Genomic DNA, 23,097 nt, shown 5'->3' on the forward strand with positions numbered 1-23,097 from the left:
AGAGGGTCTGCTGGAGCACACCGACGTGCTTGAGGGTGGTGGTGTAGGCGATGCCGTCGTACCCACAGGACATCCGGCCCATCCGCGCGGTCATCGTGATCAGAGTGGGCGGCCGCCGGTTGGTGCCGAGCAACAGCTTCGTGCCGTCCAGCAAGCGTTCGCGCGGTGAAACTAGAGCCCTGTGGGTTCGTATTCCGGCCACCGCTCGCGCAGGCGGCGGAACCGGGTCTGTGCCTGGCGGCGGTCGGGCATGCCGAGTGCGGCGGCGATCTGTTCCCAGGTCTGCCCTTGGGCACGGGCACTGTCGATGAGCTGGAGTTCGGTGAGGTCGATGTCGGCGCGGGCGGCAGAGACCCGAGCCAACGCGTCTGTGACGTCCGTCGTGTCCTCAATGTGAGGACGCGCACCAACGTCATCTGCCTGATGACGTTCGTCGTTCTGCCTGGGGTGGCGGCGCGTCTGCCTGTCGCGAATCTCGGGGGGTAGCAGCGCCATGCAGATGCCTTCCAGCTCGTCGAGCTGCTGGGCGCCGAGGGCGTCGAAGATCGTGGCGCGCACCGTGGCCAGATGGCTCGGGGCGATGGCCACGATCTTGGCGTAGCCGACGTCGGTCAGTGTGGCGATGTTGCTCCGGCCGTCCGCGGTGTCGCGCTCCCGGCGGACCCATCCTCGACGCTCGAGGTTGGCGACCACGTGGGACAACCGGGACCGTGAGCCTTGGGCCATGTATGCCAGGTCACTCATCCGCAGTGCTCGCCCAGGTGCCTCCGACAGCGCGGACAGGACGGCATAGCCGAAGTGTGTCAGGTCCGCGTCGCGCTGTAGCGGCGCCTCGACCTCGTCGGGCAGGTAGACGAGCGCGGCCGCGAAGAGCCGCCACACCCGTTCTTCCCTCGGGGTCAACCACCGCGTCTGTCCCACCTCGCCGAGGATAGTTGACAGTTGAAGCAAGTGGCAATACGGTGGCGCCGAGGTAGTTGAAGATTAAATCGAATTGGGAGGAGGTCCCATGACCTCATTGAGCAGGCGGCGGGTGCTCGGCGCGGGTGCCGCGATCGGGGCGGCGGCCCTGGGTACGTCGATCGTCGGCAGTGCCGGCGCGGCCGCGGTGTCGGGCCCCGGCACACGCGAGGAGAGGAGGTCGCTCGACGAGCTGTACGCCGACGCCCGACGGGAGGGCGGCGAGCTGGTCATCTACGCCGGTGGTGACACCTCGGACCAACAGGACGCCACCAAGCAGGCGTTCCTGTCGCGGTTCCCGGACATCAGGCTCACCATGATCGTCGACTACAGCAAGTACCACGACGTGCGCGTCGACAACCAACTCACCACCAACACCCTCGTTCCCGACGTGGTACAGCTGCAGACCCTGCAGGACTTCCCCCGCTGGAAAGCGATGGGCGCGCTGCTGCCGTACAAGCCGGCCGGCTTCTCCGCGCTGTACCCCCAGTTCCGGGACCCGGACGGCGCCTGGGTGAGCATCGCGGTCTACGCGTTCAGCTACATGTACGACGACACCCTCGGCAGCACCGGGCCCGCCACGCCGCAGGACCTGGTCGACCCGCGTTGGCAGGACGCCATCGCCTCCTCCTATCCGCACGACGACGACGCCGTGCTGTACCTGTACAAGCTCTACACGCAGGCCTACGGCTGGGACTGGGTGCGCCGGCTCGCCGCGCGGAATCCGCGGTTCGGCCGCGGCACGCCGACCCCGATCGTCGCGGTGGCCAGCAAGCAGAAGCTGGTCGGCATCGGCGGCGCCGGCTCGCTGACCGGACCCATCGCACCCGGCGTGCGGTGGGCGGTGGCGGACGGGCACCCGTTCATGGCATGGGGGCAGCGGGCGGCGATCCTGGCCCGTGCCAAGCACCCCGCCGCGGCCAAGCTCTACCTGAACTGGCAGCTCTCTCCCGCCGTGCAGCAGACCGCGTTCGACGGCTGGTCCGTGCGCACCGACATCACCCCCGTAGGCGGACTCAAGCCCATCTGGGAGTACCCCAACGCCCACCTCGACGGTTTCCCGCGCTTCATGGCCGACCGCGCCGACGTCGAACGGTGGAAGCAGACCTTCGCGCTCTACTTCGGCGAGGTCCAAGGTCCCCCGTCGCCAGGCTGGCTCGGACCGCATCCAGGTCAGTAGCGCGACACCATCTCGTCCGCCCAGCTGGCGACGGTTCGGTAGAAGGCATCCGCGTTCGGGGCGAAGTTGAACGAGTGGCCATAGCCGGGCTGCAGGTAGGTCCGCAGCTTCGCGGCCGGGGAGAAGTACGGCGCCTCGTCGCGGTGCAGGGTGGCCGGCGAGGTGCAGTCGGTGCCGAGCAGGGGCCCGCATAACAGCTCGTCCCGACCGCCCAGGGCGATCAGCACCGGTACGTCGATCAGTGTCGTGTACGGGGTCAGGGCCGCGACCCCGATGGCGTCGGCCGCTTCGGCGGCGGTGAAGGCGTCCTTTGTGGACTCCTCGTACGCCGCGACCGCCGCGCTCGGGTGGGCTGGGCGGTGGAACGCGCGGGTTCTCGTGCCCGGTCTGGTCGTGAGGTAGCCGGGGTCGTAGTTGCGGTTCGACAGCGCGGGATCCAGTCTTGCCGGGCGCAGCGACGCGACGAGGTCCGTCGCCGAGTCGACCGGGTCGAACGCGTGGGTCGTGCCAGCGGACAGCACACCGTCCACGTCGTGGTAGGTCGCCGCCTCGACGAGGCTGATGGCCGCGCCGAGAGAGTGGCCGCCCGCGATCACCTTCGCGTAGCCGGGGCCGACCGCGCCGGTGCGCAGCTTCCCGACGATCTGGTGCAGCACGCCGGCCTGTGTGAGCGTCGTCAGCTGTGCGCTGACCGGCCTCGAGCTGCGTCCGGTGCCCAGCCGGTCGACCGACAGCGTCGCGTAGCCGAGGTCGTTCATCCCGGCACGGAAGGAAACCAGCCCGAGTCTCGCCGGAAGATCCCAGTATTCGCTGGTGTAGGTGGCGCCCGGCACGAGCACCAGAACTGTCGTCGCCTGTCCTGGCTGGCAGAACCGCCCGAACACGGTCTCCCGCCGCCCGCCGAGTGAGACCGGGATTTTCAGGTCATCGCAGGCGATTTCCGCCGCCGCTCTGGCGGGTGACAACAGGCCACCGATCGTGACGGCGATCAGTGCGGTGGCAACCACGCGGCGTTGCGTGGATTTCAACCGAAAAATACTGAGATATCGCACGAAAGATTCCTTCCCTACGAGCAAGTACGGGCGGGCACTCTATGCCTGTCCACGACAGGAGTGGCATCACCCGATCGGGGTGCTGACACCGGGTTGGCGCATGCGCTGAGATACCTCCGAGCACAAATGGAGGTGCTTTGGTGAAAAGCGACCCGCTCGACAATCCTGGTGTGATCGATCCGAGTGTTCCCAATCTCGCCCGGGTCTATGACTTCCTGCTCGGTGGCGGGCACAACTTCCCGGCGGACCGGCAGTTCGCGGCGGCGGTTGCCGTGAAGGCCCCGTACATCGCCGACGCCGCCCGGGTGAATCGATCCTTCCTGCGACGAGCCGTGCTTTTCATGATTGACAACGGTGTTCGGCAGTTCCTCGACATCGGTTCCGGTATTCCGACGGTCGGCAACGTCCACGAGATCGCGCACCAGGTCGACCCGACCTGCCGGGTCGTCTACGTTGACAAGGAACCCATCGCGGTGGAGCACAGCCGAATCCTCTTGCGCGACAACGCTCGCGCCACCGTCGTACAGGCGGACCTGCGTGATCCCGACCACCTGCTGAGCCGCCCCGAGGTACGGGAGCTGCTGGACTTCAGCCAGCCCGTCGGCCTGCTCACCCTGCTGGTGTGGCACTTCGTGTCCGACGCGGAGGATCCCCCCGGCCTGATGGCCCACTACCGCAAGGAACTCGTGTCCGGCAGTCACGTCGCGCTGACACACATCACGCGGGACGGCGCGTCCCAGGACACGAACCGGGCGATCGACGACACGAGCCGGCGCACGCAGGACGCGATCTACCCGCGCGACCTCGCGGAGATCACCGACCTGTTCAACGGTTTCGAGCTGCTGGAGCCCGGCATCGTCGGGTGTCCCGCCTGGCGCCCAGAGGGTCCCGGTGACTTCTCCGACGAACCCAAGTCCAACAAGCTGCTCTACGCCGGTGTGGGCAACATCCCCTGACGTGATGGACGAAACCGGGAACTCGTCTTCGGCGGGCGCGGACATCACCGCGCCGAGTGCCGCCCGGGTGCTCGACTATCTCCTCGGCGACGCCAACAACTTCCCGGCCGATCGCCGGCTGGCCGAGGAGCTCCAACGCGCCCTGCCCGACATCACGATGCTCGTGCAGCTGGGCCGCACGTTCATGCGGCGCGCGGTGACCCACCTCGTGGCCGCCGGCGTGCGCCAGTTCCTCGACCTGTCCGTCGGCACCACCGCGATGGGCAACGTGCACGAGGTCGCGCAGGGCATCGACCCGACCTGCCGCGTGGTGTACGCGCACATCGACCCGATCTCCGTGGCGCACACCGGACGGCTGATCGCCGGCGTCGAGCGGACGGCCGTACTCCAGGCGGACCCGCGCGACCCCGCGAAGGTCCTGGCACGGGCCGGCGACCTGTTGGACCTCACCGCGCCGGTCGGGCTGTTGATGGTCGCGATACTCGAAGTCCTCCCGGATTCGACCAATCTGGTGAAGATGGTGGCTGGTTACCGCGACCGCGTTGTCCCGGGCAGCCATCTGGTGATATGCCACCTCACCGGTGACCGGCGTCCGGCCGAGATGGCCACGCTAGTCGAGGTCATGAGCGCGAGCCCGGATCTCATCTACCCGCGCACCCGCGAGGAGGTGGTCCGTTTGTTCACCGGCTTCGAGCTGGTGCCACCCGGCGTCGCCGACGCAGGCTGGCGGGCGGAGCGGCCGCTGGACCCGGCCGAGAAGCTGACCGCGACACAGCTGCATGTCGGCGTCGGCCGCAAACCCAGGGCAGGCACGGCATGACCGCGCCACTGCCCGATGATCCTGCGTTTGCGGTCTCGGACTGCGAGCTGGACCGCGTGGCAAGGAAGTGGGCCTACCTGGTCAGCATGCTGTCCTACGTCCCGTTGCCCCACAAGGACATCGAGCGGCGACTGCGCGACCTGGCGCACGAGGTGTTCGACGCGGTGGCGAGCGAGCCGCCCGACGTGGAGCGCGGCGTCGCCGTGGGCGAGCAGCTGGTGAAGATGCACTGTGTCGGCAGGACCAGCCTGCGGTGCAGTGTCGACGTGCTCTGCGACGCCCTGCTGACCGACGAGCGGCGGGGACGGACCGTCGGGCTGGGCGAACGCGTCGCCCGAGTGCTCAGCGCCCTCGCGTGCGGCTACGCCGACTCGGTGCGCTGGTACACCGTGGCACAGCAGGACGGCCTCAACCAGGCGCTGCTCGAGGCCGTGCGCAAGTCGGAGCAGAGCCTGCACGCCCGCGAGGCCGAGTGCGAGGAGGTGCTCACCGAGCTGTCGCTGCTGCGTAACGAGCTCAGCCACCAGCTGCTGCACGACGTGCTCACCGCGCTGCCGAACCGGCAGTTCTTCACGACACGCCTGGAACACGTGCTCAACATGGGCAGCCCGACGAGCGTGTACCACCTGGAGGTCCACGGCCTGGCCACGTTCGCGACCGGCCTCGGCCGGCAGGCGTGCGCACAGCTGCTGCGCATCGTCGCGGACCGTCTTTCCGGCGTGGTGCCCGGCGCGCAGGCGATGGTCGCCCGTTTCGAGGCGGGCCGCTTCGGCCTGCTCGTCGAGAGCGAGGCACCCGCACCCGACCCGACGCCGATCGTCGAGGCGATCCACCGGGCGCTCGCGGAGCCGGTGCACGTCGACGGGCTCGCCGTGGTGGTGTCGGTCAGCGTCGGCGTGGTGCAGAGCCCGCCGTACCGCGACGACCCGGTCGCGGTGCTGCACGCCGCGGACATGGCGCTACGTAAGGCGAAGCTCACCGGGCCCGGCCGTTGGACACTGCTCGAACCGGACCGGGACGGCGATGACCGCAAGGAACTGCGCCTGGCCGCGACCCTTCCGGACGCGTGGTGGACCGGTCGGCTGTACGTGGCGTTCCGGCGACAGGTCCGGTTGACCGACGGGCGGCCGGCCAGGCTCGACGCGCGGCTGCGGTGGGACCACGCGGAGTTGGCCGCACTCCCGCACGAGCGGTGCGTGACGCTCGCCGAACGGGTCGGCTTCGGCGAACGGCTCGGCGCCTGGCTGCTCGACCAGGCCGGCGCACGGCTGCGGTCATGGCCCGGCGAACTTCCGCTGACGGTGGTGCTCCCACCGAGCCTCGCGACGTCCCCGGACCTCCTGGCCGCCGTCGACCGGTCCGGCCTGCCGGCGGAACGGCTTCAGGTGTCCGTGCCGGCCGGCCTGGCCACCCGTGTCCCGACGGCACACAACCTCATCGGTCTCGCCAATGCCGGGGCCGCGGTCGCGGTGCACGACTTCCGCGGTGAGGTGGCTGTCCTGTCGGACGTGCCGGTGCACGCGGTGCGGCTCGCGCCCGCCCTGGTGCGAAGATCCGCGGAACGGGTGATGGGGCACGCGCTGCGCGACATGATCGGCCTCGTGCACGAGGCCGGCGCGGTCGTGGCCGTCGACGACATCTGTTCCGATTCCGAAGCGGACTGGTGGCGGGACGCGGGCGCCGACCTGGCCACCGGTCCACTGTTCACACCGCCCGAGGACCTGCCGCTGCCATGAGATGGCTACGCCGTCTTCCGCCATGATTGTTGGTCGGGTTGTCTGTCCAGTGTGATTTCCTGCGATGATTCCAGCTCTTCGGCGAAAATCCGGTCGATGCGGCGGTTGGCGCGGCGTGCGGCACGGGCCGCGACGGTCACCGAGCAGGCGGCGAAGACTCCCACGGCGACCGTGATCACCAGCGGGTTCGGGCCAAGGACGACGGTGGCGGCGGAACCCAGGAGTCCCACGCACAGCAGGGTTCTGACCGGCAGCGGTCGACGAGTCATGATGTGGCCTCTATATAGGCGGAGAAGAAACAGTTGACTACCTGACCGGGGTTACCGTCAGTCACCGAATTCGTCGTCTTGATATTCCCGTCCGTTACGCTCGGAAACCAGGACGGGTCGGTCGACACCCCTATTTTCTCCTCGTTGCCTGGTTGGGGGTGACAGGTTCCTGCCATGAGGTTGTGCTTGACGCCGGTTGCTCGTGACCGGTTGACTGCGCACCCACCGGGGGTGGCGAACCGAGAGGAGAGCACGGCGCGATGGAGCACGTCGGGCAGGAAGTGCTCAGCTATCCGCTGTCCAGTTCGGCCGCGCTGGAGCCTCCGGTCGAGTGGGACCGGTTGCGTCGTGAATGTCCGGTCGCCGACATCAGATTTCCCAGCGGGGACGCCGGAACTCTGATTACCAGATATGAAGACGTGAAGCAGTTGCTGTCCGACCCGCGGTTCTCCCGCGCGCTCGACGCGCCGGACGCCGCGCGCATCTCCGACACCGAGTCCGGTGGCGTGTTCAACAGTGCGATGTCGACGGTACTCCCACAGACCGGTGAGGCGCACCTGCACTGGCGGCGCCAGATCAGCAAGTGGTTCACCGTCAAGCGGATGAACGAGCTGCGCCCCGCCATCGAGGCCATGGCGGACGGTCTCGTCGACGACATGGTCGCGAACGGATCGCCCGCCGACCTGAAGGCGAGCCTCGGGTTCCCGCTTCCGGTCTGGGTCATCTGCGACATGCTCGGTGTGCCCGACTCCGACCGCGACCGGTTCGCCGGATGGTCGGACATGCTGCTCAACCTGGACCGGTACAGTCAGGACGAAGTCGCCGCCGCGATGGGCGAGTTCTTCGGCTACATCGGCCAGCACCTCGCCGCGAAGCGGGCGGAGCCCGGCGACGACATCCTCAGCGCGCTGATCGGCGGCACGGACGCCGAAGGCGAGCCGATGCCCGATCAGACACTCGCCGCCACCGGAATCGGACTGCTGGTCGCCGGGCACGAGACAACGGCGAACATGATCGGCAAGATGATCGCCATGTTGCTCGCCGACCGCCGTCACTGGGAGCGGCTGCTCGCCGAGCCCGCGCTCGTGCGGACCGCGGTCGAGGAGACGTTGCGGATGGATGCCAACTCCGGGTTCGGCATGGTCCGCTATCTTCCCGTGGAGACAGAAGTCGGGGACAGCGTGCTACCAATGGGGACGACCGTGCTGTGCAGCATGGCCGCGGCGAACCGGGACGAGACCGCGTTCGACCGTGCCGCCGAGCTGGACATCGCACGCAGTCCGAACCCGCACGTGAGCTTCGGCGTCGGTCCGCACTCCTGCCTCGGTCAGGCACTCGCTCGCACCGAGCTGCAGGTGGTGCTGGAAGTATTGCTGCGTAGGCTGCCCACGCTCGAACTCGCCGTCGAGCCGGACGAACTGGTCAAACTGGAAGGTCTGATCGTGGGCGGCCTCACCGAAGTTCCCGTGCGATGGTGAGTGACCGGAGGTTTGACCGGTGAGCGGGTTACGGCTCAGTGTTCGTGCACGCATTCTGTCCATCGCGCTGATTCCCAGCTTCGTGCTGCTCGCGGTCGGTATCGGCGCGTCGACCTACCTGGCGGTGGAGGCGTTCCAGCTGCGGGACGAGGTCTCCGAGTTGGACGCCGCGGTCGCGCCGAGTATCGAGTTCGGCCAGACAGTGCAGGAGGAGCGTCGCCTGTCCCTGGTGCTGCTCTCCGGTGACCAGTCGGTCAAGGAAAGCCTCGCCTCGGCGCGTGAGCGCCTCGACGCGCTGATGAAGTCGCCCGAGCTGGTGCGGGTGCAGAACACGATCAAGGAGGTCGCGCCCGAGACCGCCGGTCAGTTCGACTCGGACACCGAGCTCCTCGAAGCGTTCGGTCAACTCCGGCAGGGCATCGACGTCGGGCTCGTGCCCCCGGACCAGGTCTACCAGGTCTACAACACGGTGATGGACCGATTCAGCATCGGCACGCGAGGCGTGGCGAACGCGCTGCCGGACCCGGACGCGGTGGCGGGCGCCAGCCTCGCCGTCGAGCTGTCCGAGGCGGTGGAGGCGATGTCGCGCAGCAACGCGCTCGGCGTCGCGGTGGTCGGTCGGATGACTCCGGACCAGCTGCGTGAGTACGACCGTCAGGTCGGCTCCTACCACAACCAGCTCAACACGATCATCCCCGCGTTGACCGGCCAGGAGCGCACGCGGGCGGAGGCGCTGGTCGACGGCGCCGCGTGGAAAACGCTGTCCACTGTGGAGAACGCGATCGTGGACCACGGCGTGCAGCCGGGGGACACCTCGTTCCTGCCGGTGACCGTCGCCGAATGGCAGTCCGCCGCGACCACCGTCAACAAGGACCTGTTCGAGCTGTACCAGGACCACTACGCCAAGGTCGTCGACACCTCCATCGACAGCGCCGAGGAACAGGCGACGTGGTGGCTGATCGCCGGTGGCGCGATGCTGCTCGGCGCGGTGCTCGCGAGCATGATCACGCTGCGGATCTCCGGAAAGCTGATCAGGCGGTTGAAGCGGCTGCGTGCCGAGGCGCTCTCGCTGGCGGACGAGCAGCTGCCGCGCATCATGACGCGGCTGCGCAACGGCGAGGACGTCGACGTCAACGCCGAGATGCGGTCACTGGACTTCGGCTCGGACGAGATCGGTGACGTCGCCGACGCGTTCAACAGGGCCGAGTCCGCCGCCGTCGGGGCAGCGGTGGAGGAGGCGAAGACCCGTGGCGGCATCAACGCGCTGTTCCTGAACATCGCCCACCGCAGCCAGGTCGTCGTGCACAAGCAGTTGGAGGTGCTGGACAAGGCCGAGCACGGCGAGGAGGACCCGAACCGGCTCTCGGTCCTGTTCGAGCTCGACCACCTGGCCACCCGGGCAAGGCGCAACGCGGAGAACCTGATCATCCTCGGCGGCGAGCAGCCCGGGCGTCAGTGGCGCCAGCCGGTGCCGCTCGTCGAGCTGGTGCGCAGCGCCATCGCGGAGACCGAGGACTACGCCCGCGTACACGCCGGCCACATGGCCGGGGTGTCCATTGTGGGCAGTGTGGTCGCCGACCTCATCCACCTGATCGCCGAGCTGGTCGAGAACGCGACGTCGTTCTCCCCGCCGGAGTCGCGGGTGGACGTGGTCAGCAACGTCGTCGGCAGGGGAGCGGTCGTCGAGGTCACCGACCAGGGTCTCGGCATGTCCGGCGAGCAGATCGCGCAGGCCAACCAGATCCTGGCCGAGCCGCCGAACTTCAGCGTCGCCAACCTGTCGAGCGACTCACGCATGGGTCTGCTGGTGGTCGGCCAGATCGCCGCCCGCAACGGGGTGAGCATCCGGCTGTCCGATTCGGACTACGGCGGGATCCGGGCGATCGTCCTCATTCCCACGTCGTTGATCGTCGCGAGCGAACAACCCCGGCCCGTCGCCGCCGGTGTGACCGCGAGCGCCGGATTCGGTACGGGAGAGGTGAACGGCGCGCCACTGCGCCACACCGGTCCGATCGACGCGGGATTCCCGCCGCCCACCGCACACTCGACCGTGTCTACCGGATCCAACGGACTGTCCTCCGTATCATGGCCGACCATGGAACCTGGTGAGACGACGCCACCGGCAACTTTTGGGGGTGCTCCGGAATCGAGAGCCACCCGTCACGCTGCCCCTGAACCGCCGGCACCCGTTGCCGGACAAGGATTCCAGCCCACCGCGGGCCGGCCGGCGCTGCCAAGGCGGCGGCGACAGGCGAACCTCGCGCCGGAGCTGACGAACATGCCGCAGCCCCAACAACCACAGCAGAGCGCCGGCCGGCACGAGCGCTCGTCCGAACAGGTGCGGGACCTCTTCTCCGCGATCGAGTCCGGGACCCGCCAAGGACGGATGGCGCGTCCAGAGCCAGGTACGAATTACCACGACCGACGAGAAGGCCCACAGTGAGTTCCAACTCTTCCCGACTGGACTGGATGCTCGACGACCTGGTCAAGCGGTTGGCCAGAGTTAGGTACGCGGTGGTGCTGTCCACCGACGGGTTGATGCTCGGCCGATCCGCGACGATGTCGGTCGAGGACGCGGAGCACTTCAGCGCGATGTCGTCCGCCCTGCAGAGCCTCGCGCGCAGTGCCGGCGCCCGCTTCGACGGCGGTGACGTGCGGCAGACCGTCATCGAGCTCGACCGGGCGGTGCTGTTCCTGACCGCCGCCGGCGACAACGCCTGCCTGGCGTTGCTGAGCGAACAGGGCGCGAGCATGGGCGCGGTCGCCTACGAGATGAACCAGACCGTGCTCCGTCTCGGTGAGCTGCTCAGCACGACCAAGCGGCGCGGGCTGTTCGAACCACCGGTGGGTCCGCTGTCTTCATGACCGGCCCGCGGGAGTCATGGTTCGACGACGCGGCCGGCCCGCTGGTGCGGCCCTACGCGGTGACCCGAGGGCGGACCACCAGCAACTGGCGTGACCTGGACATGATCACGCTGGTGGTGTCGGCGCGTTGGGACGCTCACCTCGAACGGCTGGGGCACGAGTACGCCGCCGTCGTGCGCCTGTGCGGTCGTCCCCTTTCGGTGGCCGAGATTTCCGCCGGGCTCTCGCTTCCACTGGCCGTCACGAAGATCCTCATCGGAGACCTGATCGAGGGCGGCTACCTGATCTTCCGTTCGCCACCGACCCAGATGGCGACCGAAACCCCCGATATCAAGCTTCTACAGGCGGTGCTCGATGGTGTCCGGAAACTCTGACCCGGCGATGGTGTCCTCGGAGGTCACCGCCGCGGCGGTGAAGGTCCTCATCGCCGGGGGTTTCGGTGTCGGTAAGACCACGATGGTCGGCGCGGTGAGCGAGGTCGCCCCCCTGCGCACCGAAGAGGTGCTCAGCGAACTCGGCGAAGGCATCGACGACCTGTCCGGTGTGGAGGCGAAGACCACCACGACCGTCGCGTTGGACTTCGGCCGCATCACCATCAACCCGGACCTCATCCTCTACATCTTCGGCACCCCGGGACAGGAACGCTTCTGGTTCCTGTGGGACGAACTGGCCCGCGGCGCCCTCGGCGCGATCGTCCTGGCCGACACCCGTCGCCTCGACAACTCGTTCGCCGCCGTCGACTTCTTCGAAAGCCGCGGCGTCAGCTTCGTGGTCGCCGTGAACTGCTTCGACGGCGCACCGCTGTACACCCAGGACGAGGTCCGCGACGCACTCGACCTCGACCCGGCCGTCCCCATCCACCTCTGCGACGCCCGCGACCGCGACTCCGCCAAGGCGGTCCTGCTCACGCTGCTGGAACACCTCATGCGCAAGGCCCGCGCCAAGCTCGGCATCGGAGCCTGAGTATGGGTCAGGCGGTCATCACGACGAAGTCGCCGTGGCCGCCGTAGCCCAGGACTGGTTCGGCGTACTGGGTGCCGTCGAACGTGAGCAGGTACCACGTGTTCTTCGCGCGGACGACCATCGGGTGTGGGATGTTCGTGCCGTACGGGGCGTTCAGTGTCCCTTGTGGACGCATCTGTAGGTCGTACACCCGGTACAGGCGCGCGTCGCCGTCGCTGGCCAGTACGTACCACTGGCCGTCGACGCGTTGGATGATCGTGCCCTCGGTCTGGTCGAGGGTCTGGTCGGCGCCGACCGGTGACAGGCTCTCCAGCGTTCGGCCACGGGCCAGCGCCGGGTGGAACACGAACGACGGCGACTGGGCGGGACTCTCCACGAAGGCCACGTGCCACTGGCCGTTGATCCGGGTCATGGCCGGGTCCCACGAGCTCACCGAGGTGGGCAGGGGCAGCGGTGACGTCGGCAGGACATGCACGCCGGACAGCACGTTCGCCCTCGTCCGGACGTAACGCGCGCGCACCCCGGCGAAGTCGAAGTCGCCCCACGAGGACATGGCCAGCACGAACTCGTCACCGTCGAGGACGATCTGGCCGGCGTGGTCGCCGAGGACGAGCCCGTCGCGGGCGAAGAACAGCTGCGCGACCTGTTCGAGGCGTGTCGGGTCGGTCAGGTCGAGCGTCCACACTCCCCAGTGCGCCTGCTGGAAGAATCCCAGGCCCGCGTTGGTGAGCGTCAGGTACAGCTTGTTGTCGCGGATGACCGGCCGCCCGTCCGCGTACTGCACCACGTGCGGATCGCGGACGCCTGCCTGCCCGAAGTATCCCGCCCGCACGCGCCCCAGCAGCACGTCACCGCGGCCGCCGTAGCCGTACGACAGCCGACCCAGCACGTCCGGCACACGCAGGTCGATCAGCGCGCGGACGCCGTTCCGTTCGGTGAGCAGCGGTTGCCACGCGGTGCCGGTGCCGGTGGTGTCGGCGAGCACGGTCACCGCGTTCTCGTTGAACACCACGGCGAACCGGAACGGCGCTGGCAGCGTCACGGGCACCGAACGAACCACGGTGGTCGTGCCGCGCACGGTGATCTCGATGGCGGCCCGCCCGGCGTCGTAGGTGCCCAGCACCCGAGTGCCGTCGTCACCTACCAGCCCGGCCACCACGCCGGCGCCGGACCGGACCTCGACCAGCACCGATCCGTACGGCGCCCGGGGCCGCACGTCGGTGGACACCACGGTGTCGCGGACGGGGGTGGCGACCGTGTCGTACTGCACGAACCGGGGCGCGATCAGGTCGAACGGCCGGTACCTGTGCCGGATCCGGAACTCGAGGTCGGCCGGGTCGGCGGTCGCCTCGCCGGGCAGTGCCAACCCCGCGAGGCCAGCCGCACTCACACCAAGCAACAGGGTCCTCCTGTCGAAAGACATCGCCACACCTCCTCGTCGCCGGTTACCCACTTAACGCGGTTCCTAGCGAACAAGCAACGATGTCAGCGGCGCATCGGGCTTTCCTCGACGACACCGCCGAGTGTCGTGCTGAGGGTCTCCATGGTCTCCTTGGCCCGGCTGGACAACAGCCAGCGCTCGCCGACGAGGTAGGTGCCGCCGTAGAGCATCGCGGTGTCGAGCCAGGCCCGCATTCCTTCGGCGGTGGCGAAGTCGAGGAGGACGTAGTCCTCGGTGGGGGAGTTGCAGACCGCCTGGCGGAAGTCGAGGGTCTTGCCCTGGAACTCGGGTGTGCAGCCGACGGTCGCGGCGAGCTCCTCCACGGTGTAGGGCTTGGCCGGCACGCTCGGGGTCGGGCTCGTCGTCGTGCCCTGTGGCTTGCTCTGGGCAGGCGGGCTGGTTCTCCCCTGGGCGGTGTTCTGGCTGTTGGGCGCGGCGCAGCCCAGCGTCAGCGCACCTACCGCGATGATGATTCCGAGAAGGCGGGTCGTTCCGTGCGGCATGACTTCTACACGGATGCCGCGCCGCGGTCGTTCACCGTGGACCGCGTCGCGAACAGGACGGCCAGGGCGGCCAGCACGGGCAGGCCGCCGCCGACCCAGATGGCGACGGCGCCGAGTCGTTGGTCGGCAAGGAGGTCCTCGGTCCACGGCAGCGCCAGCGACCAGTAGAACCCCTCCCCGAGGATGGTCTGCAGCCTGGTCACGACGAGTGCCACGATGGCGAGGCTCACGAGGAGAAGGACGAGCGCGCGGCGGCGCGTGGTCGTCGAAAGCCTGCGTGGCGCGGGGTCGGCACCGGCGACCGGCCAGAAGAACAGGTAGCCGGCGGTGAGGAAGTACGCGTTCATGGCCAGGTACGCCCAGCGGTTCCCGACCAGCCCGGTGAAGCCGCCCGCGCCGTAGAGCAGCAACAGCGGCGCGACGAGCAGCGTGAGCCCGACGGCGGGACGGGTGAGGAGCCGGCTGACGCGGGAACGCGCCAGCGCGGAGAGCCATTCACGTGGCGCGCTGCCCGGTGCCGCCGCCCGCATCGCGAGCAGTACGGGAGCGCCGCGGACCAGCAGGACCGGCGCCACCACGGCGACGAGCATCTGTTGGAGCAGGTGGACGTTGAACGCGGCCGGCGCGTACCGGCCGATGCCGGACGACGTCGCGACCAGGAGCACCAGGCAGCCGGACAGCCACGCCACCGTGCGCCCGACCGGCCAGCGGTCCAACCGCCGCACGCCAACGAGATAGGCGGCGGCGAGCAGGACGGCCAGGACGCCGAAGAGCAGGTCGAAGCGCCAGTCGAACAGCAGCCGGGCGACGGTCGGCTGACCGGCCAGGTCGTAGCCGATCAGAAGCTCCACAGAGGACGGCAGCAGTGCCGCGCGGGGCGGCGGCGGGGTGCGGCTGAGCGCGGTCGCGATGCCGACGGTGACGAACATGAGGAGGATCTCGAGCGCGGCCAACCGGATCAGCGGCCTGCGGTTCTGGTGCCACGTCAGCGTCCGGATCGTGTGCCGGCGGTGCCGGTAGCCGAACGCCCCGAGGGCCAGCAGCGTGGCGACCTTCGCCAGCAGCAGCCAGCCGTACGAGGTCGTGAACAGGTCGGCCGGCGACACGCGCACCCAGGCGTTGAGCACGCCCGAGACCGCCATGACGACCCAGCACACCAGCGCCAACCGGGAGAACCGGTGCACGGCGGTGACGAGGTGGCGGCTCCGGCTCAGCGCGAGCAACGCGACGAGCCCGCCGATCCACAGCGTCGCGGCGACGAGGTGGTAGATCAGGCTGCTCGTGGCGATGTCGTGCGAGCCGCCGGTGGCGGAATGTCCGGTGACCGCGACCGGCAGCAGCGCGAACAGCGACAGCAGGAACAGGCCGGCGCTCTTCGTCCAGGTCGTGGCGCGCTGGCAGCCGAGCAGAACCACGAGCACGACCGTCGTGGTGACGAGCCAGGCCTTGGCCTGCTCCAGCGCGTTCATCGCCACGAGCAGCCGTCCCGGCGACAGCGCCACCTCCTCGACCGGCGCTCCCACGCTCTCCGCGGTGGTGAACAACAGGGCGGCGAAGCTCGCGACGAGCCACATCGCGGCCGCGACCGCCGCGGTACGCGCCGCCGGGTGCCCGTCGCTGTCGAGCCGACCGGACCGCTGCCGGGGCAGGAGGAACGCCGCCGCCAGCAACGAACCGACACAGACGACCGACGCCACGGTCACCAACACCCTGACGACGGCGACCCCGTTGCGGGTGAGTTCACCCGCGTCCGGCAGCCCGCCCGGCGACCACCACGGCGTCCGCGTCACCAGCAGGACCAGCAACGCGATGGCGACGGCACAGGCCGCCCCGGCGAGGACCAGCGGCCCGGCCCCGGATCGGTCCGGCTCGAAGGTCGACGACATGATCGCGCACTATGCTTGATAGTAGCCAGAGTTGTAAAGGGTCCTACCATTTACGACATGGCGGACGAGGTGATCGAGGTCAACATCGGCCCGGACGGCACCGTCGCGATGTCGGTGCTGGGGGTCGCCGGCATGGAGTGCCTGACCGAGACCGAGGACCTCGTCCAGTTACTGGGTGGGAACATCGAGTCGCGTGAGCTGACCGACGACGCCTACCTCGACGCGGAGCAGGACGACCAGAACCGGTCGTGGCATTGACGGCACTGTCGACGCCGTGGCGGATACACGACGTCGTGCCGCGCAGTGTCGCCAACGGGCCGGGGCAACGGTTCACCATCTGGAGCCAGGGTTGCCCGCTGGCCTGCCCCGGGTGCTTCAACCCGGGAACCCATGCCGGGACCGGCGGTGTGACCCGGTCCGTCGGTGAGCTGGTCGACGCGGTCCTGGACGTGACGGACATCGAGGGCGTCACCCTCACCGGGGGTGAGCCGTTGGAGCAACCAAGAGCGGTCGCGGTGTTCTGTGCGGAGCTGCGTGCGCGGACCGACCTCGGCGTCATCGTGCTGACCGGGTTCACGAGGGCGGAGATCGAGGCCGACCAGGAGAAGCTGGCCGCCGTGGCGGCGGTGGACCTGGTCGTCGCCGGCAGATACAACCGGCGGCGTCGGGTGGCGGCGGGGCTGCGGGGCTCGGCGAACAAGATGTACTGGGACCGCACCGGGCGATACCCCCCAAGTGCACTGGAACCGGTCCCGGCCATGGAGGTCATCCTCGGCGTGGACGGTACGGTCACGGTGACCGGCATGGTGGCGCCCGGGAGGATTGACTCGTGACTACTGGGGACGAGATCCGGTTGTACCTGCGGGCACGGGTCGCGTTGATCGTGCTGGTCACGGTCGAGGAGCAGCGTGCGCTAGAGGTGCTCGACGAGGTCCGCAGAGGGCGGGACAGCGGTTCGGACCTGGTGCTGTGGGACGTCGCCGACCGGTTCGACTCCAAGGCCGGCCGGCAGCTGCCCGACGCCGCGGACCCGCTCGTCGCGCTCGACAAGATCAAGGAGCTGGCGCTGAAGTCGCCTGCCCGGCGAGACCTGTACGTGCTGAAGGACTTCCACGAGTTCTGGGGCAAGGACGCCCGCGTGCGCCGCAAGCTGCGCAGCCTCGCCCAGCAGCTCGTCTACACGGGCGCGTCGCTGGTCGTCACCACCCCGAACCGTGAGGTCCCGATGGAGCTGCGGGACGACGCCGTGGTGTTGGAGATGCCGCTCCCCAAAGCCGATGCGTTGCGGGCCGCGCTGGACAAGCTGATCGACGACACCGACGGGGTTCGCTCGACGCTGACCCCGCAGGGCCGTGCCCGTCTCGTCCAGGCGGCGCTCGGGTTGACCGCCGCGCAGGCCAAACGCGCGTTCGCCAAGGCGATCGTGCGGGACGAGGTGCTCGACGACCGCGGCATCGACGCCGTGGTGGCGGAGAAGAAGGCGATCATCCGGGAGAGCCGCGCGCTGGAGTTCCACGCGGCGCAGGAGTCGCCGGAGGACGTCGGCGGGTTGGACGCGTTGAAACGCTGGCTGGGGCTGCGCGAGCGCGCGTTCACCGAGGAGGCCGCGGCCTACGGCCTGCCCGCGCCGAAAGGCCTTGCCCTGATTGGGATTCCCGGCACCGGCAAGAGCCTCACCGCGAAGATGATCGGCGGCCTGTGGCGCCTTCCGTTGCTGCGACTGGATGTCGGCGCGCTGTTCGGGTCCCTGGTCGGTGAGTCGGAGGAGCGGACTCGTCGGGCGCTGCACCTCGCCGAGACGGTCGCGCCCTGTGTGCTGTGGATCGACGAGCTGGAGAAGGGGCTGTCCGGTGGGGACCTCGACGGCGGCACGTCGCAGCGGGTGTTCGGCACGATCCTGACCTGGATGCAGGAGAAGACCGCCCCGGTGTTCGTCGTCGCCACCGCCAACGACGTCACCGCGCTGCCGCCGGAAACGTTGCGGCGCGGTCGTTTCGACGAGATCTTCTTCCTCGACCTGCCAACAGAGGAGGAGCGCCGCGAGATCATCACCCTGCATCTGCGTAAGCGTCGCCGCGATCCCGGCGCGTTCGACGTGTACCACCTCGCGCAGATCTCGGACGGTTTCACCGGCGCCGAGCTGGAACAGTCCATTGTGGATGCGTTGTACCACGCGTTCTCCGCGGACCGCGACATCCACACCGCCGACATCACCTCGGCGGTGAGCCGGTTGGTGCCGCTTTCCCGTTCACAGCGCGAGGTCATCGAACGGCTGCGCGCGTGGCTGCGGGAGGGGCGCGCCCAGTCGGCCTCCTTCGCCGAGACCGCGCAGGCAGAGCAGGCACAGGTCCGTCTCGAACTGAGCTGAGCGCCGCATGGGGATGAAGTCGTGGACGCGCTACCGGCTGGTGCGGTGGGTAGCCGGACGTGGCCCGCTGGCCTGGTGGGCGTGGTGGCGGCTGATTCGCGCCGGGGACCGCGGTGACACCGAGGTCATCGACGAGGTCTGGGACCTCTGGCTGAGTGAACCGCACGCCAGGCTGTGGATCGCGCTGGAACGGTGGCACCGGCCGCGAACCGGGGGCGGCGCCAGCCTGGTCGCGCTCGGTTCGCAGGCCTCCGTGGAGGAGGTGGTCGCCGCGGCGGCCCTGTACGGGAGTCATCCCGTCGCGGTGGCCGCGCGGGCCAGGATCCTTGCCGGGCCCCAGGAACTCGTGGACGCGGCGTGTGAGGCGGAGTGGCTCGCCGCCTTCTGCGTCGAACACCGGCTGGCGCCGGCGGATCCGCACCGGGCCGCCGTGTTCTTCCTGCTGACCGGGCAACGCGAGCAGTACCACGCGGTCGACCCGGACCACTCGCTGCTCGCCGTCGCCTACCAGGGCGCGGACGCGAGCGAGCGGTCCCGCGTTCTGACCATGGCCGCCGGCCACCCGGATCTCGCGCGGGTGCTGGCCGACACCGTTCGCCGGGGCCGGCTGGCCCGGTTGAGCCAGCGGGAGGCCGAATACCTGGCCGGCGCGTTCGCCCGGCAGCGGGACTGGACGGGCATGTGGGAGCTGACCAGGAGTCTGCCGGTCCTCGACGCGGTCGCGGCGGTCCGGCGGTTCGACGGCTGGCGGCCGGAGGGGCCCGACGCCGCGTTGTTCGACGCCCTCGCCGCCGCCGATCCGGACGAGCTGACACGCGCGCACCGCGCTGTCGTCACGCCGTGGACGGTGTCGGCGCGGGGCACCGTCACCGGCGGCTCGTTCGCGCCGGACGGGCGGCGGATGGCCTTCACCACCGTCACCTCCGTGGACATGGTCACCCTCCCGTCCGGCGTCACCGAGCACTGGCCGGCCAGCCACCACAGCGAGGTGCTGGTGCTCGACGGCGCCGCGCTGCTCATCAGCAGGTGGGATCATGCGGCGAGCGGCCTCTCGAACGGCACCGCCGGGCCCGCCGTGTTCCTCCGCACGGTCGCGTTCGGCCGCACTCCCGACGGCTTCGCCGCGCTGACACTGGGCGAGGAGCGACGCCCCCGTCTCCATCTCATGACCGGCAGCGGCCCGGATTTTCACACCTACGATCAGCGCGTCCTAGACGTGCGCACCGAACTCGGGATCCCCGCCGGCTTCGCGCACCCGTCGTGGACCATGGCCAGCGAACCGGTGCGCGGCCGGATCGCCATCGCCGGCAACGACCTCCACCTGGTGGAGGTCACCGGCGACGGGCTACGCAGGCTGGCCACCGTTCCGTTCGTCTCCGGGCCCGGCTCCCGGCTGTCGTTCGCCCGACCGGATCGGTTACTGGGGGTGGACGACACGCGGATGCTGCGGTTGTGGCGGGCGGACGGGGCCGAGCCGCGGCTGGTCGCCGAGCGGCAACTGTCCGGCGCGAGCATGGCGGACCTGCCCGGCGCCGGCGTGGTCGCCGTGATCGACCCCGCTCGGCGGGTGCGCTACCTCGACGGCGAGACGCTCGCCGACCTCGGTCTTCCCGGCGGATTCGAGTACATGGCCACCTCTCTGTTCGCGTCGCCGGACGGCACCCGGCTCGCGGTCGGCCACAACGGGTTCGTCGAGGTGCTCGACGTGGCCCTGGCCGCGCTCGCCGACCGGCCACTCGCGGCCACCACGCCGGCGGACCTGCACATGCTGCGCACCCGGCTGGACGGGGACTCGCCGTTCGTCGAGCTGCTGCACATATGTCTGGCGCACCGGTTCGGCGTGGACGTCGCGCTCGGCGATCCCGGGCCGGTCCACGCACGGGACGACGACATCGCGCTGGGAGAGCCGGCGTGACCGCCAGGATCGGCATCGACTTCGGCACCGCGAACACGGTGGTCGCGCGGTGGGACGAGGCGCGTGGCCGGGGCGAACCGGTGCCGCTCGACGGGATCGACCTGACCCGCTCCGGCGGGGGAGTCCGCCAGCGGGTGGTGCCGTCGCTGCTCGCCTACAGCAACACCGGGACCCAGCGCTGGCTGGGTGCCCAGGTGGTCGACCGGTTCGCCGACCCGGACGTCACCGTGTTCCAGTCCACCAAGAGCAACGTCACCGGCCGTGCCGTCGACATACCCAGGGCCGTTGGCAGCCGCAGGATCACCGCGCGGGAGGCGGCCACCCAGTTCCTCGGTGACGTCACCGCCCTCGCCGTGCTCGCGGTCGGCGCCGACGACCTGGAGGTCGTGGCCACCGCCCCGGTCGAGACGTTCGACACCTACCGCGACTGGCTGGTCGGCGAGGTGGGCGCCGGGATCGGGGCGGCGCGCCTGCGGGTGGTCGACGAGGCCACCGCGGCCGCCGTCGGCTACAGCGCCCGGATGAGCCCCGGCGACGTGTTCTGCGTGTTCGACTTCGGCGCCGGCACGCTGGACGTCTCGGTCGTGCGGGTCGAGGACGCGGGCGGCGCCGGCGCGGGGGTGCGGTCGATCGCCAAGGTCGGGCTGGACCTCGGCGGCAACCATGTCGACGCGCTGCTCGCCGAGCACGTCGCCGCAGAGACAGGGCTGTGCCACGGCGACCCGGTCACGTTCAACCAGGTGTTCCGCCCGCTGCTGATCGCCGCCGAGGCCGCCAAGGTCGAGCTGACCCACGCCGCCCGGTCCACGGTGGCCACCACGGACCCGGTCAGCGGCCGGGAGTACCGCACGGAGGTCACCCGTTCGCGGTTCGAGCGGCTGCTGCGGGACAAGGACGTGCTGGGCCGGGCCAACCGCGCGCTGCGCAGGGCGCTCGAGGGCGCGGCCGCGAAGGGTTACCCCGCCGACGGGTTCGCCGGCGTGTTCCTCGTCGGCGGCACCAGCCTGATCCCGGCCGTGCGTGACCTGGTGAACCTGCAGTTCGAACCGGAGCTCGTGCACCTCGACCGGCCGCTGGAGGCGGTGGCGGCCGGCGCCGCCGGCATCGCGGGTGGGCGCGAGCTGCACGACCACATCCAGCACGACTACGCGATCCGGCACGTCGACGCGCGCACCGGCACCTACGAGTACGAGGTGCTGGTCGAGGCCGGCACCGCCTATCCGACGCAGGAGCCGGTCCGGTCGATCACGATCAAGGCGATCCACCCGGCGCAGCAGCGGATGGGCATCGCCGTCTACGAGCTGGCCCACGCCACGAGCGGCGCCGACCTGGAGATCGTGTTCGACGCCCTGGGTGGTGCCCGCACGGTGGCGGTGACCCCCCAGCACCGCCAGGAACGGTCCACGCTGTGGCTGAACGAGGACAGCCCGACCTTCCTGACCGCCGACCCGCCGGCCGCCGCCGGCGTCGACCGGTTCCGGCTGGACTTCCGGATCGACGCCCAGAAGCGGCTCACCGTGTCCGCGTTCGACCTCGAGCGGCGCACCTGGGTGCTGGCCGGTCACCCGGTCGTCCAGCTGGCATGAAGGAGATCACGATGTCCCACTTCACCCGTGTCCTGACCCAGCTGCGCAACGTGGACGTGCTGGTCGAGGCGCTGCGGGCGGTCGGCCACCAGCACGTCGAGGTCCACGACCAGCCACAGACCCTGTACGGCTACGAGGGCGACGTCCGCCCCGAGAAGGCCGAGGTGATCATCCGCCGCCGGCACGTCGGCCAGTCCAGCAACGACATCGGCTTCGCCCGCCGCCCGGACGGCGCCTTCGAGGCGATCATCAGCGCGTTCGACCGGTCCAGGTACGACACGACGTGGCTGGCCAGGCTCACCCACTCGTACGGCTACGTCGCCACACTTCGTTACGCCGAGACCCACGGCTACGAGGTCGCCACGGACGAGCTCCAGCCGGACGGCAGCCGCCGTCTCACCCTCCGCCGAACCACCTGACGTGCGAATAGTTCGTCCACTGAGGATGGTCGGGTGCCGAGCGGAATTCCGGGACTACGCATAGTGCAACTTGCTGATCCGCGACCCCGGTGAACTCGCCGCGCCTATTCGGCAACAAAAATTAACGCACCACCACAACCTTTGCTATCGTGTATACAGGAGTGCGTGAAGGCCACTAATGCGCGCTAGTCCAGACCTGGAAAGAGAAGACAATGGCTCAGAAAGTGTTGGTCCAGTTCGTAGACGACCTGGACGGCACGTCATCCGATGACGTCTCGACCGTTCAGTTCGGGCTGGACGGTGTCAGTTACGAGATCGACCTCAACGGCGCGAACGCGGAACATCTTCGCAAGATCTACGCCGACTACGTGGCGGCGGCCCGGCGCACCGGCGGCCGCCTCAAGCGCGGCGGCCGCCCTGGCGAGAAGGGCGGATCCGGTGACGCCGGCGCGATCAGGGAATGGGCGATCGAGAACGGATACGAACTGTCCGGCCGTGGCCGACTCCCCGGTCACATCGTGGAGGCGTACCAGGAAGCGCAGCAGGTGAAGCCAAGGCAGAAGGCCAAGACGGTGGCCGCCAAGCGCCGCGGCGCCGCGAAAGCGTGACCTCACTCCTGGGCGCGACGAAGTGGTCGCACCCAGGAGTCACCCCGTAAGCCTCCCGTAGTCAAAGCACCGCCGTCCGCTGTCCCGATCAG

The 23,097-nt window shown here is 69.5% G+C and carries 22 protein-coding genes; 16 read left to right on the forward strand and 6 right to left on the reverse strand.

Annotation, left to right across the window (positions count from 1 at the left end):
- Positions 1 to 171 precede the first annotated feature (171 nt).
- On the reverse strand, positions 172 to 921 hold the full coding sequence (locus VF106_RS34665) for a MarR family winged helix-turn-helix transcriptional regulator (protein ID WP_330844158.1): 750 nt from the start codon (positions 919 to 921) through the stop codon (positions 172 to 174).
- An 88-nt stretch (positions 922 to 1,009) separates the two neighbouring features.
- On the opposite strand from VF106_RS34665, the gene VF106_RS34670 reads away from it, so the two are divergent.
- The gene (locus VF106_RS34670; RefSeq protein WP_330844159.1) at positions 1,010 to 2,140 is read left to right on the forward strand and encodes an ABC transporter substrate-binding protein; all 1,131 of its coding nucleotides are present in this window, start codon (positions 1,010 to 1,012) and stop codon (positions 2,138 to 2,140) included.
- Here the strand turns inward: VF106_RS34670 and VF106_RS34675 are convergent.
- On the reverse strand, positions 2,134 to 3,147 hold the full coding sequence (locus VF106_RS34675; RefSeq protein WP_330844160.1) for an alpha/beta hydrolase: 1,014 nt from the start codon (positions 3,145 to 3,147) through the stop codon (positions 2,134 to 2,136). The two genes, VF106_RS34670 and VF106_RS34675, sit on opposite strands and share 7 nt — an antisense overlap.
- Positions 3,148 to 3,332: 185 nt before the next feature.
- On the opposite strand from VF106_RS34675, the gene VF106_RS34680 reads away from it, so the two are divergent.
- From VF106_RS34680 to VF106_RS34690, 3 genes are read left to right on the forward strand one after another with little or no spacing between them, the layout of a single operon-like run.
- Positions 3,333 to 4,148 (forward strand): SAM-dependent methyltransferase, encoded by an 816-nt coding sequence (locus VF106_RS34680; protein WP_330844161.1) that lies wholly within the window; start codon positions 3,333 to 3,335, stop codon positions 4,146 to 4,148.
- Between the two features lie 4 nt (positions 4,149 to 4,152).
- The gene (locus VF106_RS34685; RefSeq protein ID WP_330844226.1) at positions 4,153 to 4,968 is read left to right on the forward strand and encodes an SAM-dependent methyltransferase; all 816 of its coding nucleotides are present in this window, start codon (positions 4,153 to 4,155) and stop codon (positions 4,966 to 4,968) included.
- Positions 4,969 to 5,024: 56 nt separating this feature from the next.
- Positions 5,025 to 6,704 (forward strand): EAL domain-containing protein, encoded by a 1,680-nt coding sequence (locus VF106_RS34690; RefSeq protein WP_330844162.1) that lies wholly within the window; start codon positions 5,025 to 5,027, stop codon positions 6,702 to 6,704.
- A 5-nt stretch (positions 6,705 to 6,709) separates the two neighbouring features.
- Here VF106_RS34690 and VF106_RS34695 read toward each other — a convergent pair whose 3' ends face one another.
- Positions 6,710 to 6,973 carry a hypothetical protein gene (locus VF106_RS34695; RefSeq protein WP_330844163.1) on the reverse strand — a complete coding sequence of 88 codons (264 nt, stop codon included), beginning with the start codon at positions 6,971 to 6,973 and terminating at the stop codon, positions 6,710 to 6,712.
- Positions 6,974 to 7,233: 260 nt separating this feature from the next.
- Here VF106_RS34695 and VF106_RS34700 point away from each other — a divergent pair, with 260 nt between their 5' ends.
- The 5 genes from VF106_RS34700 to VF106_RS34720 are packed head-to-tail and all read left to right on the forward strand — an operon-like array spanning position 7,234 to position 12,279.
- A complete protein-coding gene (locus tag VF106_RS34700) occupies positions 7,234 to 8,451 on the forward strand; it encodes a cytochrome P450 (protein WP_330844164.1) in 1,218 nt (405 codons plus the stop codon).
- A gap of 19 nt (positions 8,452 to 8,470) precedes the next feature.
- Positions 8,471 to 10,894: a sensor histidine kinase gene (locus tag VF106_RS34705; protein WP_330844165.1), complete on the forward strand. Its 2,424-nt coding sequence runs from the start codon at positions 8,471 to 8,473 to the stop codon at positions 10,892 to 10,894.
- Between the two features lie 26 nt (positions 10,895 to 10,920).
- On the forward strand, positions 10,921 to 11,316 hold the full coding sequence (locus VF106_RS34710; RefSeq protein WP_330844227.1) for a roadblock/LC7 domain-containing protein: 396 nt from the start codon (positions 10,921 to 10,923) through the stop codon (positions 11,314 to 11,316).
- Positions 11,313 to 11,690: a DUF742 domain-containing protein gene (locus VF106_RS34715; RefSeq protein ID WP_330844166.1), complete on the forward strand. Its 378-nt coding sequence runs from the start codon at positions 11,313 to 11,315 to the stop codon at positions 11,688 to 11,690. The genes VF106_RS34710 and VF106_RS34715 overlap by 4 nt, the downstream gene beginning before the upstream one ends.
- Entirely contained in the window at positions 11,671 to 12,279 is a 609-nt protein-coding gene (locus tag VF106_RS34720; RefSeq protein ID WP_330844167.1) for a GTP-binding protein, read from the forward strand. The genes VF106_RS34715 and VF106_RS34720 overlap by 20 nt, the downstream gene beginning before the upstream one ends.
- Before the next feature lie 7 nt (positions 12,280 to 12,286).
- On the opposite strand, the gene VF106_RS34725 is transcribed toward VF106_RS34720, so the two are convergent.
- The 3 genes from VF106_RS34725 to VF106_RS34735 form a co-directional block, all read right to left on the reverse strand.
- Positions 12,287 to 13,702: a hypothetical protein gene (locus VF106_RS34725; RefSeq protein ID WP_330844168.1), complete on the reverse strand. Its 1,416-nt coding sequence runs from the start codon at positions 13,700 to 13,702 to the stop codon at positions 12,287 to 12,289.
- 62 nt (positions 13,703 to 13,764) lie between these two features.
- Entirely contained in the window at positions 13,765 to 14,223 is a 459-nt protein-coding gene (locus VF106_RS34730; protein ID WP_330844169.1) for a hypothetical protein, read from the reverse strand.
- 5 nt (positions 14,224 to 14,228) lie between these two features.
- Positions 14,229 to 16,109 carry a bifunctional copper resistance protein CopD/cytochrome c oxidase assembly protein gene (locus VF106_RS34735; protein ID WP_330844170.1) on the reverse strand — a complete coding sequence of 627 codons (1,881 nt, stop codon included), beginning with the start codon at positions 16,107 to 16,109 and terminating at the stop codon, positions 14,229 to 14,231.
- Between the two features lie 57 nt (positions 16,110 to 16,166).
- On the opposite strand from VF106_RS34735, the gene VF106_RS34740 reads away from it, so the two are divergent.
- From VF106_RS34740 to VF106_RS34770, 7 genes are all read left to right on the forward strand, one after another.
- Complete coding sequence (locus VF106_RS34740) at positions 16,167 to 16,367, forward strand: DUF2997 domain-containing protein (RefSeq protein WP_330844171.1); 201 nt, start codon at positions 16,167 to 16,169, stop codon at positions 16,365 to 16,367.
- Positions 16,358 to 16,942: a 4Fe-4S cluster-binding domain-containing protein gene (locus VF106_RS34745; RefSeq protein WP_330844172.1), complete on the forward strand. Its 585-nt coding sequence runs from the start codon at positions 16,358 to 16,360 to the stop codon at positions 16,940 to 16,942. Before VF106_RS34740 ends, VF106_RS34745 begins: the two co-directional genes overlap by 10 nt.
- The gene (locus tag VF106_RS34750; RefSeq protein WP_330844173.1) at positions 16,939 to 18,477 is read left to right on the forward strand and encodes a Ycf46 family AAA ATPase; all 1,539 of its coding nucleotides are present in this window, start codon (positions 16,939 to 16,941) and stop codon (positions 18,475 to 18,477) included. The genes VF106_RS34745 and VF106_RS34750 overlap by 4 nt, the downstream gene beginning before the upstream one ends.
- Before the next feature lie 7 nt (positions 18,478 to 18,484).
- Positions 18,485 to 20,392, forward strand: coding sequence for a hypothetical protein (locus tag VF106_RS34755; protein WP_330844174.1), 1,908 nt, complete (start codon positions 18,485 to 18,487; stop codon positions 20,390 to 20,392).
- On the forward strand, positions 20,389 to 21,978 hold the full coding sequence (locus VF106_RS34760) for an Hsp70 family protein (RefSeq protein ID WP_330844175.1): 1,590 nt from the start codon (positions 20,389 to 20,391) through the stop codon (positions 21,976 to 21,978). The genes VF106_RS34755 and VF106_RS34760 overlap by 4 nt, the downstream gene beginning before the upstream one ends.
- An 11-nt stretch (positions 21,979 to 21,989) precedes the next feature.
- Positions 21,990 to 22,397: a DUF1257 domain-containing protein gene (locus VF106_RS34765; RefSeq protein WP_330844176.1), complete on the forward strand. Its 408-nt coding sequence runs from the start codon at positions 21,990 to 21,992 to the stop codon at positions 22,395 to 22,397.
- Between the two features lie 212 nt (positions 22,398 to 22,609).
- A complete protein-coding gene (locus VF106_RS34770; RefSeq protein ID WP_330844177.1) occupies positions 22,610 to 23,005 on the forward strand; it encodes a histone-like nucleoid-structuring protein Lsr2 in 396 nt (131 codons plus the stop codon).
- Positions 23,006 to 23,097: the final 92 nt, after the last annotated feature.

It is taken from the genome of Actinophytocola sp. (assembly GCF_036378875.1).
GTDB lineage: Bacteria > Actinomycetota > Actinomycetes > Mycobacteriales > Pseudonocardiaceae > Actinophytocola.

Coding starts and splice junctions, on each gene's coding strand:
- VF106_RS34755 (WP_330844174.1), top strand. CDS start 18,485: ATGGGGATGAAGTCGTGGACGCGCTACCGGCTGGTGCGGTGGGTAGCC.
- VF106_RS34725 (WP_330844168.1), bottom strand. CDS start 13,702: ATGTCTTTCGACAGGAGGACCCTGTTGCTTGGTGTGAGTGCGGCTGGC.
- VF106_RS34685 (WP_330844226.1), top strand. CDS start 4,153: ATGGACGAAACCGGGAACTCGTCTTCGGCGGGCGCGGACATCACCGCG.
- VF106_RS34700 (WP_330844164.1), top strand. CDS start 7,234: ATGGAGCACGTCGGGCAGGAAGTGCTCAGCTATCCGCTGTCCAGTTCG.
- VF106_RS34720 (WP_330844167.1), top strand. CDS start 11,671: ATGGTGTCCGGAAACTCTGACCCGGCGATGGTGTCCTCGGAGGTCACC.
- VF106_RS34715 (WP_330844166.1), top strand. CDS start 11,313: ATGACCGGCCCGCGGGAGTCATGGTTCGACGACGCGGCCGGCCCGCTG.
- VF106_RS34710 (WP_330844227.1), top strand. CDS start 10,921: ATGCTCGACGACCTGGTCAAGCGGTTGGCCAGAGTTAGGTACGCGGTG.
- VF106_RS34765 (WP_330844176.1), top strand. CDS start 21,990: ATGTCCCACTTCACCCGTGTCCTGACCCAGCTGCGCAACGTGGACGTG.
- VF106_RS34695 (WP_330844163.1), bottom strand. CDS start 6,973: ATGACTCGTCGACCGCTGCCGGTCAGAACCCTGCTGTGCGTGGGACTC.
- VF106_RS34740 (WP_330844171.1), top strand. CDS start 16,167: ATGGCGGACGAGGTGATCGAGGTCAACATCGGCCCGGACGGCACCGTC.
- VF106_RS34735 (WP_330844170.1), bottom strand. CDS start 16,109: ATGTCGTCGACCTTCGAGCCGGACCGATCCGGGGCCGGGCCGCTGGTC.
- VF106_RS34670 (WP_330844159.1), top strand. CDS start 1,010: ATGACCTCATTGAGCAGGCGGCGGGTGCTCGGCGCGGGTGCCGCGATC.
- VF106_RS34730 (WP_330844169.1), bottom strand. CDS start 14,223: ATGCCGCACGGAACGACCCGCCTTCTCGGAATCATCATCGCGGTAGGT.
- VF106_RS34770 (WP_330844177.1), top strand. CDS start 22,610: ATGGCTCAGAAAGTGTTGGTCCAGTTCGTAGACGACCTGGACGGCACG.